This is a genomic window from Amycolatopsis sp., assembly GCF_036008905.1.
Classification (GTDB): domain Bacteria; phylum Actinomycetota; class Actinomycetes; order Mycobacteriales; family Pseudonocardiaceae; genus Amycolatopsis.
Genome location: NZ_DASYMU010000032.1, coordinates 1 through 15,391 on the forward strand (window position 1 = coordinate 1; position 15,391 = coordinate 15,391).

Below are 15,391 nucleotides of genomic sequence, written 5' to 3' on the forward strand. Positions count from 1 at the left end.
CAAACACCATGTGGCGTCAGGGACAAGCCCCGGCAACAAGCAGGAACTCGCCGAGGAGGCCCGGACCCATCTACGCCGCCGTCAGAACCAGCCCGGCAGGGTGAAAGCGTTCTTCGGCAAACAAGAAGTCCGCTACGCCGCAGATTGAACACGCCACATTTGCCTTACCCATCAATAGAACCGTTGGGGCTACTTGTAAAGCACTGTTGTTCGAGTCCGTACGCCCGGATGCCATTGAGCGCGTCCTTCTCACCCTCGACGACGTACACGTCATGTTGCAGGAACAGGGCCGTGCGCACGTCCGGCTGCTGGAACATCAGGCTGCGGTACTTCGGCAGCACGCCTTTGTCGGCCCATCCGCTTTCGCCGACTGGTAGCGGATGGGGAACGCTGAACTGCATGAAGGTCTTGCCGCCGTCAGCCGTACTGAACCGCCACTTTTCAAAGCACAGTTCGTTGTTGTCGTTGTAGTATTGGTAACGGCATACGAACTTCCGTCGGAGCCTGCGCTTTGCTATACTCACAAGGCGTTCCTTTCTGTGAGGAAAAGTACAAAGCCCGCCGAGCCAATTCGCCTAGCTCGGCGGGCTCTTCACTGTACGCGATCAGTTCTCGCGCTCCTCGAACCACTCTTCGCCCTTGTCAGTGATTTCCCATACAACGCGCAGGAAATCACGTTGCCGGACCTTCTTCCCGCTCTTCCGGGCGTACCCCTTGAGAACCAGTAGGTTCATGGAGGCGTCCTGAGAATGTTCAAGCATCCCAAGGTCTTCGGCGCATTCGAGGTTCGTACACGACCCATGCTCGACGAGGTATCGCAGCACCTTCCCTGCGTTCGTTGCCCAGTTGATCGGCTTGTTCTTCATCAGCTCGTACCGGCGCAGCTTCTCCGCCTTGTCGGCTTCGATGACCCGATCCTGATAGTCGAGGTACTTCCTTGCTGCGTAACGCAGTTCGTCGAGATCGGCAGACGTTTCGATCAGGGTCTCGAAGTACTCCATGCCATCTCGAAGCGAATCGATGACCTTGCTCATCGCTCACACTCCGACATAACCAGAAGGTGGACGGTCTCGGGGTTGACGGTCACGTCCGGCAGCCACTTGTGAACATGCGTGATGCGTGCCTCGATCTCGTTCTGCAAGGCGAAAACGCCGATCGGGTCCGGGTACGCGCACCATGGCTTCGGTGTGTCCGCATAGGACGCGGGGGAGATCGCGAGGGCCAGCGAGACGAGCGAGACGACTAGCCCGACAACCAGCACTACCAACACCTGGTTCAATCTTGTGTGCAGCGTCATCGGCCCTGCTCCGTCTCGATAGCGGTTCTCAGGTCGTCGAGGATCGCGCGATACTCCGCAGTCTGAAAGGTGGACTCGCCGTCCTTATCAGTCATAGTCACGAATTTGGAGGCAAGGGCCAGCGTTTCGGTAGCGACCTGCAAGAGCCCGTCCCGGTATTTGTCGCTCATTCCGAAGCACCTTCGATCTCAGCTTCGAGCGCGGCAGCCTGCGAACGCAGACGGCGAGCTTTGGCGGATTTCGCTGCGAGCCTTAGGAAGTAGGCTTTTCGAAGGTGCTCCGCTGCACGAGCCCGTGCATCCGGATCGGTGATCTCAGGCGGAACTTGCTTCTCGAAGCGGGCGTTGAAAGCCTCTCGACCGGGGGCGGTACGCGCACTCCGGTCCGTCGTGCGGGCCCACGATTCGTGGCTGCCAATCGCACTGTGCAAGGCTCGCGGTGTTGCGTAGGGCTCTTCGTCTAGGTTGCGCCGGGCCATGACCTGTCCTGTCCACACGGGACGGTCCGCCACAGACGCCAGGCCAGCGACGGACCGTCATAATTGACGGTTTAGTCGTATGGCCTGTAGCCCTTCCGCACCCTGTACGAGCGGTGTGTTAACAAGGTAGCACGTTAGCGTTCGGTATCTAGATAACGGTTATGTGACGCAACGAAACGCCTGGTCAAAAATCTTTTTAATTCGACAAATACCAAAAAGTCAGAATTCGCCGAGGTTTAGCGTGCGCGCTTCTGCCGCCGCTCGGGTGCTCGCGGTCGCCCGGGTGTACTTCTCGATCATGTCCCGGTTGGCCCAACCAGCAACCGCCATAAGGCTGCCCTCGCTTCCGCCTGCGTCGAGCCACCGTTGAGCACTCGTGTGCCGGGTGAGGTGAGGATGGAAGTTGTCGATACCGGCGAGCTTCGCGCGGTAGCCGAGTGCCTTGTAGAGCCCCGAGTAGCCGAGGAGCTTTCCGCGCTCGCCGAGCCACAGCACATCGCTGCGTGCGAGCCGGTGCTTCTCGCGGACAATCAGGTAGCGGTCGATCGCCCTCCCGGTCTGCGGTCCGAAGGGGACAGTGCGACCCTTCCCGCCTTTGCCGCGCACGATCAGCGCGGTACCCACCCTTGTCTTCGTGCCCGATACGGTCATGTCGACGGTTTCACTAGCGCGCACAATGGCTTCGAGCATGAAGCGCACGATCGCGTTGTCTCGCCGATCGAGGAAGTCCTTGCCCTCACAGGCTTTAATCAGCGCGCGGCACTCGTCCTCGGTCAGCCGGTCGACGACTTTCTTGTCTAGCTGGGGAGGCGCGAGTCCGATGATCAGGTCTCGGGGGATGAAGTCTTCCGCCGCGAGCCACGCGCTGAACAGCTTGACGGCCGACTGCCGGGTGCTCGCGGTTGACGCCTCCCTCCCGGCGTCGAGCAGGCTCAAGACGAACGCGTTGACCGTCGGCTTGTCGAGGTCCGGTTCGAGCCCGTGCGCGTCGCAGAACGCGAGATACTGCCGCGCGCCGGTCAGGTACCCCTTGATCGTTTGCGGGCTCTTACGCTGCGCACGAAGGTCAAGTTCCCATGATTCCAGCAAGCGCGAGAGGGCGATTTCAGACATCGGTATCATGACTCCGAGCGTTGTAGTGGCCGAGCTTCCGACGACACGAGCATACATGCGCAGGTCAGAGCCCGTTTAACGAGTTGGTGTCAGTCACGATACGTGGTCTTAACCTACCAAAGATGCAAAGACTCTTGCAGTTTTGCGAATCCGAACTATATGTTGCCTCCCAACACTCCGCTGGTCCCCTGATCTGGGAAGGTGCGTCATGACCTTGTTGGCCCGTTTGGACAGACTCCCGCTGAGTCGTCCGCATTACGGCCTGCTGCTGATCGGCGGGCTCGGCTACACCTTCGACGGCATGGACTCCGCCATCGTCGCGTTCCTGCTGCCCAGCGCGAAGACCGTTTGGGGACTCGACAACGGGCACCTGGGCCTCATCGGTTCGGCGACGCCGTTCGGCTTCCTCTTCGGCGCGGTCATCGCGGGCCTGCTCGGCGATCGCATCGGCCGCAAGAAGGTCATGATGTACGCGCTGGCGTTCTACGCGCTCTTCTCCGTGATCGCCGCGTTCTCGCCCAGCTACGAGGTCTTCCTGGGTGCCAGGGTCCTGGCCGGGCTCGGGGCCGGCGCCGAGAGCGCGATCATCGCGCCGTTCCTCTCGGAGTTCGTCCCGGCGCACCGCCGTGGCTGGTTCGTCGGCGCGCTGGCCGGGTTCTTCTCGTTCGGGTTCGTGATGGCCGCGCTGATGGGCCGGTTCATCGTGCCGAACTTCGACGAGGGCTGGCGGATCGCGCAGCTGGTCACCGCACTGCCGATCATCATGCTGCTGTGGTGGCGGCGATCGCTGCCGGAATCGCCCCGGTTCCTGCTGCAGCAAGGACGTCGTGACGAAGCCGAAGTCGTCGTCGCCAATCTCGAACGCCGGGTCGTCAAGGCCACCGGGAAACCACTGCCCCCGGTGCCCGACACCGCCACACAGCCGGTCACCGAGACGCCGAAGGTCAACCTGATCAGCGCGTTGAAGTTCCTGTGGAGCCCGGCGATGGCCAAGCGCACCGCGGTCATCTGGCTGGTCTGGTTCGTGATCACGTTCTCGTACTACGGCTTCTTCTCCTGGATCCCGACCCTGCTGGTGGAGCGGGGGATCACGGTCACCAAGAGCTTCGAGTTCTCGATCATCATCTACCTCGCGCAGATCCCCGGGTACTTCTCCGCCGCGTGGCTCTCGGAGAAGCTGGACCGCAAGAACACCATCGCGATCTACCTCGCGGGCTCGGCACTGAGCGCGTTCTGGTTGTCGCAGATGGAAAACCCGATCGCGATCACGGTCGCCGGCGCGGTGCTGTCGTTCTTCCTCAACGGCACCTACGCGGGCGTCTACTCCTACACCCCCGAGGTGTTCCCGACCTGGATCCGCGCCACCGGAACGGGCCTGTCCAGCGCGTTCGGCCGGATCGGCAGCATTCTCGCGCCCACGATCATCGGCCTGTCCGCAGCGGGCCTCGGCTTCGCGGGCGTGTTCGGCCTGACCACCGCCGTGCTCGTGGCGGGCGTCGTCTGCGTGGTCGTGTTCGGGCTGTCCACGGCCGGGCGATCGCTGGAAGAGCTGACAGAACAAGGAAAGCCTGCCGCCACGACGAAGGAGATGGTGAAGTGACCGATTTGTCCACAGTGGAACAACGGGTCCGCGACGAGTTGGGTGTGCGGTTGTTCACCGTGCTCGCCTGGATCCCCGGCCGTGGTGTGCTGCACCGCGCGCACAGCAGTCATCCCGAGCAGTACCCGATCGGCGGGGAGAAGTCCGTCGAAGTCGCCGCGGGCTGGCTGGAGCGCTGCATCGAAGGGAAACTGCCGTACTTCGGCCCGGACCCGGCCGCGGTCAAGGAGATCTTCGCCGACCACGAGCTGATCGAAAGCCTCGGCTGCGGCTCGATCATCAACGTGCCGGTCGTCGACGGCGGCGGCGAGGTGCTGGGCGTGCTCAACATCCTCGACGCCGAGGGCAGCTACGACCGGAGCAGTGTCGAAGTGGCGCTGGCCCTCGCCCCGCTCGCCGTCCCCGCGCTCAGCGAAATCATCGAGCATGAAATCGTCGGAGGAGAAAACAAGTGAGCCTGCTCGTCCGCAACGCCCGGGTGCTCGACGTCGTCACCGGCGGCTACACCGAGACGGACCTGCGCTGTGAAGACGGCCTTGTCGTCGAGCACGGGAGTGGCCTGAAAGCGCCCGACGCGCGGGTGATCGAGGCCGATGGTGCGGTGGTCATGCCCGGCCTGATCGACGCGCACGTCCACGTCACCGCGCTGACGGCCGACCTGGGCGCGCTGGGTTCGCACTCGCCGTCCTACGTCGCCGCACACAGTGCCCGCACGATGGGGGAGATGCTCGACCGCGGGTTCACGACCGTCCGCGACGCGTCCGGCGCCGACTACGGCCTGGCCGACGCGCAGGCGGACGGACTCATCCGCGGGCCGCGGCTGCTGTTCTGCGGCAAGGGATTGAGCCAGACCGGCGGGCACGGTGACACCCGCGACCGCGGCACCACCAGCCACGACGGCCACCAGTGCTGTGCCGGCCTCGGCCGGATCGCCGACGGCGTCGACGCGGTCCGGCTCGCCGCCCGCGACGAGCTGCGCAAGGGCGCGAACCACCTCAAGGTGATGGCCGGCGGCGGGGTCAGTTCGCCGACCGACCGCATCGACTCCACCCAGTACTCGATGGACGAGCTGCGCGCGATCGTCGAGGAGGCCGAAGCCGCGAACCGGTATGTCGCCGCGCACGCGTACACGGCCCGGGCCATCAACCGGGCGCTGGCGGCGGGCGTGCGGTCGATCGAGCACGGCAACCTGCTCGACGACAGCAGCGTGCAGTTGTTCGTGTCCCGTGACGCCTATCTGGTGCCCACGCTCGTCACGTACTGGGCGCTGAAGACCGAAGGCCGGGAGTTCGGGCTGCCGGAGTCGAGCTGGCGCAAGGTCGACGACGTGCTCACCGCCGGGATCGAAGGCCTGGAGCTCGCGGCGCGCGGCGGTGTGAAGCTGGCCTACGGCACCGACCTGCTCGGCGGTATGCACCGGCACCAGAACCACGAGTTCCGGCTGCGCCGCGAAGTACAGGACGCCATCGACGTCATCCGCGCGGCGACGGTCAACGCGGCCGGCCTGCTGAACCTGTCCGGCGAGATCGGGGTGCTCACCCCGGGCGCGCACGCCGACCTGCTGGTGCTCGACGGCGACCCGCTCGAGGATATCGGCGTGCTGGCCGAGCCGAAGCGCTTCCGGCACGTCGTCCAGGGCGGGGTGGTCGTCTCCTAGATCACTCGGGAGCCGGAATAGGTGGTCCGCAAGATAGGTTGTTCCACAGACGATAGTCTTTGGAGACTAACTTGCGGTGAGGAGCACCTGATGCCCGACTATGGCCACGAGCTGCTGTTCGGCACTTTCATCACGCCGACGACGGCGGCCCCCGAACGGGCGGTCGAGCTCGCTGTGCTGACCGAAACCGCGGGGCTGGACCTCGCGACCTTCCAGGACCACCCGTACAACCCGGCCTTCCTCGACACCTGGACGCTGCTGAGCTGGGTCGCCGCGCGGACCGCGCGCATCAGTGTCTCGGCGAACGTGCTGAACCTGCCGCTGCGCCCGCCGACGGTCCTCGCGCGCGCCGCGGCGAGCCTGGACCTGCTCTCCGGCGGGCGGTTCGAGCTCGGCCTGGGAGCGGGCGCGTTCTGGGACGCCGTCGAGAACATGGGCGGCCGGCGGCTCACACCCGGCCAAGGCGTCGACGCGCTGAGCGAGGCCATCGACGTCCTGCGCGGGCTGTGGGACACCTCGGTGCGCGGGCCGCTGCGTCTCGGCGGCGACTACTACCCGGTGCCGGGCGCGAAACGCGGCCCGGCGCCGGCCCACGACGTCGGGATCTGGCTCGGCGCGTACAAACCGCGCATGCTCCGGCTGACCGGGCAGAAGGCGGACGGATGGCTGCCGACGCTGGAGTACATGAAGACTCCGGACGTCAAGGAATCCCACCGGATCATCGACGAGGCCGCCGAGGAAGCGGGCCGTGAGCCACGGGACGTGCGGCGGCTGCTCAACCTCATGCGGGCCGGGTTCTCCCCTGCGGACAGCGGATTCCTGCTGGGCACGCCCGAGCAGTGGGTCGAGCAGCTCCTGCCACTGGTGCTGGAGGACGGCTTCAGTACGTTCCTGGTCGGCCAGGACGATCCGCGGCTCATCGAGACGCTCGGCGCCGAGGTGGCGCCCGCGCTGCGCGAAGCGGTCGCCCGGGAGCGGGCGAGCGGCGGAACGTCGGCGCGTTCCGCGGTCGCGCTGGCGAAGCGGAGCAACGGGATCGACTACGACGCCGTGCCGGAGTCGCTCGCGGGCAAGGTCGTCGAGCCCGGTGACCCGGCGTACGAGAGTGTCCGGCATTCGTACTCGAGGCAGGGTTCCCCGGGCCTGGTGATCCGGGCCGTGAACGTCGGTGACGTCCGCGAAGCCGTGAAGTTCGCCCGGACGCAGGACGTCCCGCTGTCGGTCCGCAGCGGCGGGCACGGCATCAGCGGCCGATCGACGAGTGACGGCGGTATCGTGCTCGATCTGTCCACAATAGACAAAGTGGAGGTGCTCGACCGGGCCGCTCGGCTGATCCGTGTCGAACCCGGCGCCCGCTGGGGGAACGTCGCCAAGTCGCTCGCGCCGCACGGGCTCGCGATGAGCTCGGGGGACTATGGCGACGTGGGGGTCGGCGGGCTGGCCACCGCGGGCGGGATCGGTTACCTGGTAAGGAAGTACGGCCTGACGATCGACCACGTCGTGGCCGCGGAACTCGTCACCGCCGACGGCACCTGGCTGCGCGTCGACAAGGACAACCACCCCGGCCTGTTCTGGGCGGTGCGCGGCGCGGGCGGCAACTTCGGTGTCGTCACCGCGTTCGAGTTGGAGGCCTACGAGGTCGGCGATGTCGTCTACGCCCAGTTCGTGGTCGACGCGAGCGACACCGCCGGGATGCTCCGCGAATGGGGGCGGCTGGTGGAGGCCGCGCCGCGTGAGGTGAGCAGTTTCCTCACGCTCATGCCCGCCCGGCGGCAGCAGCCCCCGGTCGCTCAGGTGACCCTGATCTACGCCGGCGACGACGTCGAAGCGGCCCAGGCCGCGTTGAGCCCGTTCCTCGGTATCGGCCCGATCCTGGACCAGCAGGCCCAGGTCGCGCCGTACGCGGCGATCATCGCCCCGGCGGGCAACCGACACGACGGGCAGGGCCTCGACGACGTCCGCAGCGGCCTGCTGCGGCACATCACCCCCGAGGCGGCCGACGCCGTGGAAACGATGATCCGGTCCGGTCACGTGCTGATCGCGCAGTTCCGCTCGGTCGGTGGCGCCGTCAACGACCTGCCCTCAGACGCGACCGCGTACGCCCACCGGACCCAGAACTTCTCGGTGCTCGCCGCGACCGTCCCGGACCGCCGGGCGCGCCTGGACGAGCTGTGGGCGGACCTGTACCCGCACCTGGACGGGATGTACCTGAGCTTCGAGACGGACCTGGGCGAACAGCGTCTCCTCGACGCGTTTCCCGAGCCGGCACTGTCCCGGCTGCGCGCGCTCAAAGCCGTCTACGACCCCGGCGAGGTGTTCGACCGGAACTTCAACATCGCCCCGGCCGAGGCGGTTTCCCGTGCCGGGTGAAATCGGGGGCGACACAGACAATGTACTGGTCAGGTCATCTGTGGCGCCGACTGATTCTGCTAATATCGGAGGATGTCCCCCAGGTCCTCGGCCGGCGCGAGTGTCACCGTGAATCCCGAGGTCGACGCGCCCCCGGCCGCCAACCTCGGCTGGGCGCTGGGCATGGTTCTCCGCCGCTGGCACGAGCGGGTCGAGCACGCCCTGGGCGATCTCCCGCAGGGGCCGCGGGGTTTCCACGTGCTTTCCGCCGTCGTGCACCAGGACCTGCCGACGCAGGCCGCGCTCGCGTCGCATCTCGCGATCGACCGCACGGTGATGACCTACCTGATCGACGAGCTGGAAGAGGCCGGGCTCGTCGAGCGCACCCCCGACCCGCATGACCGGCGGGCGCGCCGCATCGTGGCGACCACGCGCGGCCGCAAGGTGCTGGTGGAGGCCGAGCGGCAGGTGGCGGCCGTCGAGGAGTTCGTGTTCCGCGGGCTGGCGCCGGAGGACAAGGCCACGTTCCTCGCGTTGACGCAGCGCACCGCGAACCTCATCCGCGAAGAGGACCCGACCACGGACCCGTGCGTGGCCGTGAAGGAAGTCCTCGACCTCTCCGAAGGCCCGAACTCCCGGCGCTAGCCGGTTTTGCGTTGACGTCCACGTCAAGGTTTACGCTTCGATCATGCGGATCGGAGAGCTTGCCCGGCGGGCCGGGACGACGACTCGGGCGTTGCGGTTCTACGAGGCACAGGGGTTGCTGACGGCCCATCGCTCGGCCAACGGGTACCGGGTTTACGGCGAAGAGGACCTCCGGCTGGTCGCCGAGATCCAGACGCTGCAGACGGTCGGGATGAGCCTCGACGACACCAGGCCGTTCGTCGAATGCCTGCGGTCGGGCCACGAGACGGGGGATTCCTGTGGCGACTCGATCGAGATGTACCGGCGCAAGCTCGCCGAGGTCGACGCCTGCCTGACGCGCCTCGGCGCGGTGCGGGCCGAACTGCACGACAAGCTGTCCGAGGCTTTGGACCGGCAGGAAACCCCTTCCTACACCGAGGATCCGTGTGTCGTGACCGCTTCCCATCGCAACCACTAAGGAGTTCGTCCATGGAAACCACTGTGTCCGGCGAGATCACCGCGGTCACCGACGCGAGCTTCGGCCAGGAAGTGCTGCAGCACGGCAAGCCCGTGCTCGTGGACTTCTGGGCGGAGTGGTGCCCGCCCTGCCGGATGATCGCCCCGGTGCTCACCGAGATCGCGGGCGAGCGGGCCGGCATGCTCACCATCCGGAAGCTCAACACCGACGAGAACCCCGGGACCATGCGGGACTTCCAAGTCATGTCCCTGCCGACCCTGCTGCTGTTCCGCGACGGCAAGCCGCTCAAGGCGTTCGTCGGCGCCCGCCCGAAGGCCAAGCTGCTCGCCGAAATCGACGCCGCCCTCGCCGAGTCCTGACCCTCCCCGGGGAATATGTCGACACTTTCCCCGCCCGGGGTTTCAGGGGGTGAGGTCGTAGGCGTCGTCGCCGACCCAGATGCGCAGGCCGTCGGCGTCGTCGGTGATGGCGCCGTCCTCTTCCTCACCCAGCTCACGCGAGGCGCCGAGGGCCCGTTCGCTCAGTTCGATCCAGCCGTCGCCGACGTCGATCGGCCGGTACTCCGGGGCGAGCCAATGGGTCCGGCTCTCGGTGGCCAGCACGCGGGCGTTCTCCTCGCCGACCTGAGCCCGATACGTCCGTGCCATCTCATTGGCCTTTCAAGCTGCCGATGCCGAGGGAACCTTCGCTATGGCCCTCGAACCCGGCCTCGACCTCGTTGACGTACCCCTGCGGGTCCTTGTCGCCGGTGTCGAGGTCCCGCGCACCGGGATGGGCCTTTTTGAACTCGGCGAACCGGCGGCCGAGGTCGTCGCGGAGTTCGGCCGAGGCGTTGCGCCGGAAGTCGGCCAGCGCTTCGTCCTCCTCTTCGGCCATGTGCTCGCTGTTCGCCATCCGGGCATCGTGGACGGCTTTCCACCACTCGTCGCTGTCGATCGGGTGCCGCTCGGCTTCGTGCACGGCGTCCCGGATGTCGTTGTGGTCGCCGACGGCGTCGACGGTTTCGTCCTCGGCGTCGTCACCTCGGCGCAACAGGTTCGGGTAGAAGACCTCTTCCTCCGCCACCGCGTGCAGATCGAGGAACGCGGCCAGCGGTTCCCAGATCGCGCGGAGCTCGTCGACCCCGTTGGCGTCGTCGAGCGCGGCGAACCGGCGCCGGAAGGAATCGTGATCATCCAAGATCAGCTTCGTGATGTCGCTCATCGGCCCGCCCGTCTTTCTCCGTATCCCTACTCGGAAACACAGTAGGTGACTGACTCGTCGCGCGCCGCGTGGCGGAAACAGCGGAAACGGACGAACCGGTGACCGGACCGATGAAACGCTGGCAGGATAGGCCTCATGTTGGGCGCCTCACTTGACGACAGTTCCGATCATGCCTTCGCCCACCCAGCGTCCAGCGAGCTGCGTTACCGCTTGCTGGGACCCGTGACAGCCCGTGGTGACAGCGGGCCGATCCGGCTCGGCGGCCCGAAACAGCGCACCGTGCTCGCCGCCCTGCTGCTCAACGCGAACCGGGTGGTGTCGGAGGAACACCTGACCGACCTGCTCTGGGAGGACAACCCACCGGCCAGCGCCCGCGGGCAGCTCCAGGTCCGGGTGTGGGAACTGCGGAAACTACTCGGCCGGTCGGTGATCGTGCGCAGTGAGCCCGGTTATCTCATCGAGGTGCGACCGGGTGAGCTCGATACCCAGGTCTTCGAGGACTCGGCCGCCGAGGCGAGAGCACTGCTGGACAACGGGGACACCGCGCGTGGCGTGGCTTGCCTGCGCGAGGCGCTCGATCTCTGGCAGGGATCGCCGCTCGGCGGCGTCACCGACGCACTGATCCGGCGGACCGCGCAGATGCTGGAAGAGCAGCGGATGGCCGCGCTGGAGACGTTGTTCGACGCCGAACTCGCCGCGGGACGGCACGCGCTGGTGATCGGGGAGCTGCGCCGGCTCTGCGAGCAGTACCCGTTCGGGGAACGGCTGCAGGCCCAGCTGATGGTCGCGCTGCACCGGTCCGGACGGGCGTCCGAGGCACTCGAGGTGTACTCCGAGACCCGCGAACGGCTCGGCACCGAGCTGGGGGTGGAGCCGGGAAAAGCGTTGCGGGAACTGCATCTGCAGGTACTCCAGGGCGGCGACCGGCCGGGGGACGAAACACCCGCGCCGGTGGTCGCCGCGGTACCGGACATCGCGCCCGCCCGGTCCGCCCCCGCCCGGTCCGCCAACGGCGCCGTCCGGCCCACCGAGCTGCCGCGGGACGTGCGTGGTTTCGCCGGGCGCGCCGAGAAGCTGGCACTCCTGGACGCGCAGCTCGCCGCCACCCTCGCGGCCGGCTCCCCGATGTCGGACGTCTGGGTGCTCAACGGTATCGCCGGGGTCGGCAAGACGGCGCTCGCGCTGCACTGGGCCCACGGCGCCCGGGAGCACTTCCCCGACGGCCAGCTGTACGTGAACCTCCGCGGCTTCGACGCCGACCGCGAGCCGATGGAACCGGCCGTGGCGCTCGCGCAGCTGCTGCGGGCACTGGGCGCGGATCCGCAGGGGATCCCCACCGAGGTCGACGAGCAGGCCGGGCTGTACCGCTCGACGCTCGCGGACAAGCGGGTCCTGCTGGTGCTGGACAACGCGCGTGACGCGAGCCAGGTCCTGCCGCTGCTCCCGCCGACCGGCACCGTCCTGGTGACCAGCCGCAACCGGCTCGGCGACCTCATCGCGGAGACCGGCGCGCGGTCACTGCCGCTGACCGTCCTGCCGCTGGAGGAGTCCCGCGCGCTGCTGACCGGTGTGCTCGGCGCGACCAGGGTCAACGCCGAATCCGAGGCGGTCGACGAACTCGCCCGGCTGTGCGGTCATCTGCCGCTGGCACTGCGGATCGCGGCGGCGAACGTCAGCACCAGCCTCGAACCCCGGATCGCCGACATGGCCGCCGAACTCGCCAAGGGCGACCCACTGGCGGTGCTCACCGTCGACGGCGCCGAGGAGAGCGCGGTGACCAGGGCGTTCGCCGTCTCCTACGAAACGCTGGCGCCGGAGCTGCGGCGGCTGTTCCGCCTGCTCGGGCTCATGGCGGGCCCCGACTTCACCCCGGTGAGTGCCGCCGCGCTCGCCGGGGACCCGATCGGCGACGTGACCCGGCGGCTCCAGCGGCTGGCCGCGGCGCATCTCGTCGAGCAGCACGTCGCCGGCCGGTTCCGGTTCCACGACCTGGTCCGCGACTACGCCGTGCAGCGTGCCGACACCGACGAGAGCGCCGACGAGCGGGCGCGGGCGTGGATTCGGCTCGTCGAGCTGCACCTGTCCGCGGCCGATTCCGCCGACGACATCTTCGGCCGCCGCCACAACCCGCAGATCCCGCGCGACCCGGCGGTCACCTTGGGAAAGCCGGTGAAGTTCGCCGATTCCGCGGAGGCGGCCGCCTGGGTCGACGCCGAGCACGAGAACATGATGGCCGTCGTCCGCCAAGCGGTGGTGCACGGTCCGTTCCCGCAGGCGTGGTACCTCGCCGACGCGGTGCGCGGCCCGTTCTACCACCGCGGCCGTCGCGTCGAATGGGTCGACATCGCCTCCACCGTCCTCGCGGCGGCGCGACGTCATGACGAGCCGCTCGTCGAGGCGGTCGTGCTGCAGAGTGTCGGACTGGCTTTCATCCACCTGGAACGCCATGAGCAGGCCGTCGAGTGGCTGACCGAAGCGCTCCAGGTGTTCCGTCGGGGCAACTGGCCCGAAGGCGAAGCGGCCGCGTTGAACGCCTTCGGCATCGCCCTGCGCGTCGCGGGGCGGTTCGAGGAGGCAGGCGAGCAGCTCATGCGCTCGCTCGAACTGCAGCGCGCGCGGGGTTCCCGCATCGGCGAGATGAAGGTGCTCAACAACCTCGGTTCCATCTACCGTCAGCTGTGCAAACTCGACGAAGCCTCGGACTGCCTGAGCCGGGCGTACGAAATCAGTGTCGAGGAAGGGTTCCGGCTCGGTGAGGCCGTCGCCCTGGTCGGGCTGGGCCTGATCCAGCGGCTGACCGGGCAAACGGCCGAAGCGCGCGAGTCGTTCTCCCGGGCGCGGGAGCTGCATCACGAGCTGTCCTACCTCTACGGCGAGGCGTCGGCACTGAGCGGGCTCAGCCTGCTCGACGTCGACATGGGTGAGTTCGCGCAGGGACGGGAGCACGCCGTACACGCGCTGGAACTCGCCCGGCGGGAGCAGAACCGGGAGACCGAGGTCGGCGCGCTGAACGCGCTGGCGCGGGCCGAGGCCGCGCTGGGGCTGACGGAACCGGCGACCGAGCACCAGCGGGAAGCGGTGGAAGTCGCGCGGACGTGGGGGTCCGCCTGGCACGTGGCGGAAGCACTGTGCGGGATGTCGGGGATCCACGCCATGCGGCGCGAGCACGACGAAGCCGTCCGTACCGGCGAAGAATCGTTGACACTGGCCCGAAACGGTGGCCTGCGGACGATCGAGGCGAGGTGCCTGCTGGTGCTGGCCGGGGCGCACGCCGGCCTCGGACGACCCGGCGAAGCCAAGGACCTGTGCGGCCAAGCCATTTCGCTGTCCGCCGAAACAGGTCTCGTCGCCACCGAAGCTCGCGCCCGCGAGATGCTCGCCCGCTTTTCCGTGGGAAGAGCCCCCGGCTTCGCTCAGGCGAGACCTTCTTTGGTGAGCGCTGTCCTGACGGCCGGGGCGACCTGGGTGCCATAGAGCTCGATGTTGTGCAGGAGCTTGTCGTGGCTGAGGCCGCCCATGGCGTACTTCAGGTCGAACCGGGTCGCGCCGAGTACCTTGAGCGTGGCGACGATCTTCTTCGCCACGGTTTCCGGTGAGCCGACGTACAACGCGCCGTACGGCCCGATCTCCATCTCGAAGGACTCCCGGGTGGGTTCGCGGAAGCCGCGCTGCCTGCCGATGCGGCCGAAGATGTCGAGGTAGTGCGGCCAGAACTGTTCCTTGGCCTCTTCGTCGGTGTCCGCGATATGGCCGGGGGAGTGGACACCGATCGGCCGCGAAGGCATGTCGAGCTGTTGCAGCGCCTCGCGGAAGAGATCGGCGAAGGGGGCGAACCGCGCGGCCGAGCCGCCGATGATGGCGAGCATCAGTGACATCCCGTGCCGTGCGGTGCGGATGACCGACTCCGGGCTGCCGCCGACCCCGATCCACGTCGGGATCGAGCCGGATTCGGTGCGGGGCAGGACTTCCTGGTTGGTCAGCGCGGCGCGGGTGTTGCCAGACCAGGTGACCGGCTTCTCCTTGAGCAGCTCGGCGAACAGTTCGACCTTCTCTTCGAACAGCTCGTTGTAGTTGGCCAGGTCGAAGCCGAACAGCGGGAACGACTCGGTGCTCGAGCCGCGGCCGAGGATCACTTCGGCGCGGCCGTTGGAGAGCGCGTCGAGCGTCGAGTAGCGCTGGAACACCCGCACGGGGTCGTCGGAGCTGAGCACGGTCACGGCCGAGCCGAGGTGGATGCGCGAGGTGCGCGACGCGATCGCGCCGAGCACGACGTCCGGCGCGGACAGCGGGAAGTCCTCGGTGTGGTGCTCGCCGATCCCGAAGTAGTCGAGCCCGACCTGGTCGGCGAGGACGGCTTCGTCGACCAGGTTGCGGATGCTCTGGGCCTGGGAAAGAAGGTGCCCCTGAGCATCGGCGGTGACGTCGCCGAAGGTGTTCAGGCCCAGCCGGATCGGCTCGGGCGTGGCAGCTGGGGAGGTCGTTGCGTCGGTCAAGGAAACTCCTTTGTTGATGTGTCCACAATACTCCAGTTTGATGACACGTCAACTGACCGCGCCCGCTCACTTCCCACGCGCTGATCGGCAGGGGTCGTG

16 protein-coding genes are annotated in these 15,391 nt (G+C 67.4%); 8 read left to right on the forward strand and 8 right to left on the reverse strand.

What is annotated here, in order from left to right; all coding sequences use genetic code 11:
* Nucleotides 1-164 precede the first annotated feature (164 nt).
* The 5 genes from VGP60_RS06125 to VGP60_RS06145 all read right to left on the reverse strand — a co-directional run bounded on the left by VGP60_RS06125 (nucleotide 165) and on the right by VGP60_RS06145 (nucleotide 2,888).
* Nucleotides 165-524 (reverse strand): hypothetical protein, encoded by a 360-nt coding sequence (locus VGP60_RS06125; RefSeq protein ID WP_327546879.1) that lies wholly within the window; start codon nucleotides 522-524, stop codon nucleotides 165-167.
* Between the two features lie 81 nt (nucleotides 525-605).
* Nucleotides 606-1,034 (reverse strand): hypothetical protein, encoded by a 429-nt coding sequence (locus VGP60_RS06130; RefSeq protein ID WP_327546880.1) that lies wholly within the window; start codon nucleotides 1,032-1,034, stop codon nucleotides 606-608.
* A complete protein-coding gene (locus VGP60_RS06135) occupies nucleotides 1,031-1,297 on the reverse strand; it encodes a hypothetical protein (RefSeq protein ID WP_327546881.1) in 267 nt (88 codons plus the stop codon). The genes VGP60_RS06130 and VGP60_RS06135 overlap by 4 nt, the downstream gene beginning before the upstream one ends.
* Nucleotides 1,294-1,467, reverse strand: coding sequence for a hypothetical protein (locus VGP60_RS06140; protein ID WP_327546882.1), 174 nt, complete (start codon nucleotides 1,465-1,467; stop codon nucleotides 1,294-1,296). Before VGP60_RS06140 ends, VGP60_RS06135 begins: the two co-directional genes overlap by 4 nt.
* Nucleotides 1,468-1,994: 527 nt before the next feature.
* Nucleotides 1,995-2,888 (reverse strand): tyrosine-type recombinase/integrase, encoded by an 894-nt coding sequence (locus VGP60_RS06145; RefSeq protein WP_327546883.1) that lies wholly within the window; start codon nucleotides 2,886-2,888, stop codon nucleotides 1,995-1,997.
* Nucleotides 2,889-3,096: 208 nt separating this feature from the next.
* On the opposite strand from VGP60_RS06145, the gene VGP60_RS06150 reads away from it, so the two are divergent.
* The 7 genes from VGP60_RS06150 to trxA all read left to right on the forward strand — a co-directional run bounded on the left by VGP60_RS06150 (nucleotide 3,097) and on the right by trxA (nucleotide 9,955).
* Entirely contained in the window at nucleotides 3,097-4,488 is a 1,392-nt protein-coding gene (locus tag VGP60_RS06150; RefSeq protein WP_327546884.1) for an MFS transporter, read from the forward strand.
* Nucleotides 4,485-4,943: a GAF domain-containing protein gene (locus VGP60_RS06155; protein ID WP_327546885.1), complete on the forward strand. Its 459-nt coding sequence runs from the start codon at nucleotides 4,485-4,487 to the stop codon at nucleotides 4,941-4,943. The genes VGP60_RS06150 and VGP60_RS06155 overlap by 4 nt, the downstream gene beginning before the upstream one ends.
* Complete coding sequence (locus VGP60_RS06160; RefSeq protein ID WP_327546886.1) at nucleotides 4,940-6,145, forward strand: amidohydrolase family protein; 1,206 nt, start codon at nucleotides 4,940-4,942, stop codon at nucleotides 6,143-6,145. The genes VGP60_RS06155 and VGP60_RS06160 overlap by 4 nt, the downstream gene beginning before the upstream one ends.
* A gap of 90 nt (nucleotides 6,146-6,235) precedes the next feature.
* A complete protein-coding gene (locus tag VGP60_RS06165) occupies nucleotides 6,236-8,515 on the forward strand; it encodes an LLM class flavin-dependent oxidoreductase (RefSeq protein ID WP_327546887.1) in 2,280 nt (759 codons plus the stop codon).
* Nucleotides 8,516-8,587: 72 nt separating this feature from the next.
* Nucleotides 8,588-9,139, forward strand: coding sequence for a MarR family transcriptional regulator (locus VGP60_RS06170; RefSeq protein WP_327546888.1), 552 nt, complete (start codon nucleotides 8,588-8,590; stop codon nucleotides 9,137-9,139).
* Nucleotides 9,140-9,182: 43 nt separating this feature from the next.
* Nucleotides 9,183-9,596 (forward strand): MerR family transcriptional regulator, encoded by a 414-nt coding sequence (locus VGP60_RS06175; RefSeq protein WP_327546889.1) that lies wholly within the window; start codon nucleotides 9,183-9,185, stop codon nucleotides 9,594-9,596.
* Nucleotides 9,597-9,607: 11 nt separating this feature from the next.
* On the forward strand, nucleotides 9,608-9,955 hold the full coding sequence (gene trxA, locus VGP60_RS06180) for a thioredoxin (protein WP_327546890.1): 348 nt from the start codon (nucleotides 9,608-9,610) through the stop codon (nucleotides 9,953-9,955).
* A 42-nt stretch (nucleotides 9,956-9,997) separates the two neighbouring features.
* Here trxA and VGP60_RS06185 read toward each other — a convergent pair whose 3' ends face one another.
* Both VGP60_RS06185 and VGP60_RS06190 read right to left on the reverse strand, forming a co-directional pair.
* Nucleotides 9,998-10,243 carry a hypothetical protein gene (locus VGP60_RS06185; RefSeq protein ID WP_327546891.1) on the reverse strand — a complete coding sequence of 82 codons (246 nt, stop codon included), beginning with the start codon at nucleotides 10,241-10,243 and terminating at the stop codon, nucleotides 9,998-10,000.
* Nucleotide 10,244: 1 nt separating this feature from the next.
* The gene (locus VGP60_RS06190) at nucleotides 10,245-10,799 is read right to left on the reverse strand and encodes a hemerythrin domain-containing protein (RefSeq protein WP_327546892.1); all 555 of its coding nucleotides are present in this window, start codon (nucleotides 10,797-10,799) and stop codon (nucleotides 10,245-10,247) included.
* A gap of 222 nt (nucleotides 10,800-11,021) precedes the next feature.
* Here VGP60_RS06190 and VGP60_RS06195 point away from each other — a divergent pair, with 222 nt between their 5' ends.
* Nucleotides 11,022-14,273 (forward strand): AfsR/SARP family transcriptional regulator, encoded by a 3,252-nt coding sequence (locus VGP60_RS06195; RefSeq protein WP_327546893.1) that lies wholly within the window; start codon nucleotides 11,022-11,024, stop codon nucleotides 14,271-14,273.
* Here the strand turns inward: VGP60_RS06195 and VGP60_RS06200 are convergent.
* Nucleotides 14,213-15,292 (reverse strand): LLM class flavin-dependent oxidoreductase, encoded by a 1,080-nt coding sequence (locus tag VGP60_RS06200; protein WP_327546894.1) that lies wholly within the window; start codon nucleotides 15,290-15,292, stop codon nucleotides 14,213-14,215. The genes VGP60_RS06195 and VGP60_RS06200 overlap by 61 nt on opposite strands.
* Nucleotides 15,293-15,391 lie beyond the last annotated feature (99 nt).

Excerpts from the sequence above, each read along its gene's own strand:
- VGP60_RS06130 (WP_327546880.1), bottom strand. The coding sequence starts at position 1,034 with ATGAGCAAGGTCATCGATTCGCTTCGAGATGGCATGGAGTACTTCGAG.
- VGP60_RS06135 (WP_327546881.1), bottom strand. The coding sequence starts at position 1,297 with ATGACGCTGCACACAAGATTGAACCAGGTGTTGGTAGTGCTGGTTGTC.
- VGP60_RS06140 (WP_327546882.1), bottom strand. The coding sequence starts at position 1,467 with ATGAGCGACAAATACCGGGACGGGCTCTTGCAGGTCGCTACCGAAACG.
- VGP60_RS06145 (WP_327546883.1), bottom strand. The coding sequence starts at position 2,888 with ATGTCTGAAATCGCCCTCTCGCGCTTGCTGGAATCATGGGAACTTGAC.
- VGP60_RS06150 (WP_327546884.1), top strand. The coding sequence starts at position 3,097 with ATGACCTTGTTGGCCCGTTTGGACAGACTCCCGCTGAGTCGTCCGCAT.
- VGP60_RS06165 (WP_327546887.1), top strand. The coding sequence starts at position 6,236 with ATGCCCGACTATGGCCACGAGCTGCTGTTCGGCACTTTCATCACGCCG.
- VGP60_RS06170 (WP_327546888.1), top strand. The coding sequence starts at position 8,588 with ATGTCCCCCAGGTCCTCGGCCGGCGCGAGTGTCACCGTGAATCCCGAG.
- VGP60_RS06175 (WP_327546889.1), top strand. The coding sequence starts at position 9,183 with ATGCGGATCGGAGAGCTTGCCCGGCGGGCCGGGACGACGACTCGGGCG.
- trxA (WP_327546890.1), top strand. The coding sequence starts at position 9,608 with ATGGAAACCACTGTGTCCGGCGAGATCACCGCGGTCACCGACGCGAGC.
- VGP60_RS06185 (WP_327546891.1), bottom strand. The coding sequence starts at position 10,243 with ATGGCACGGACGTATCGGGCTCAGGTCGGCGAGGAGAACGCCCGCGTG.
- VGP60_RS06190 (WP_327546892.1), bottom strand. The coding sequence starts at position 10,799 with ATGAGCGACATCACGAAGCTGATCTTGGATGATCACGATTCCTTCCGG.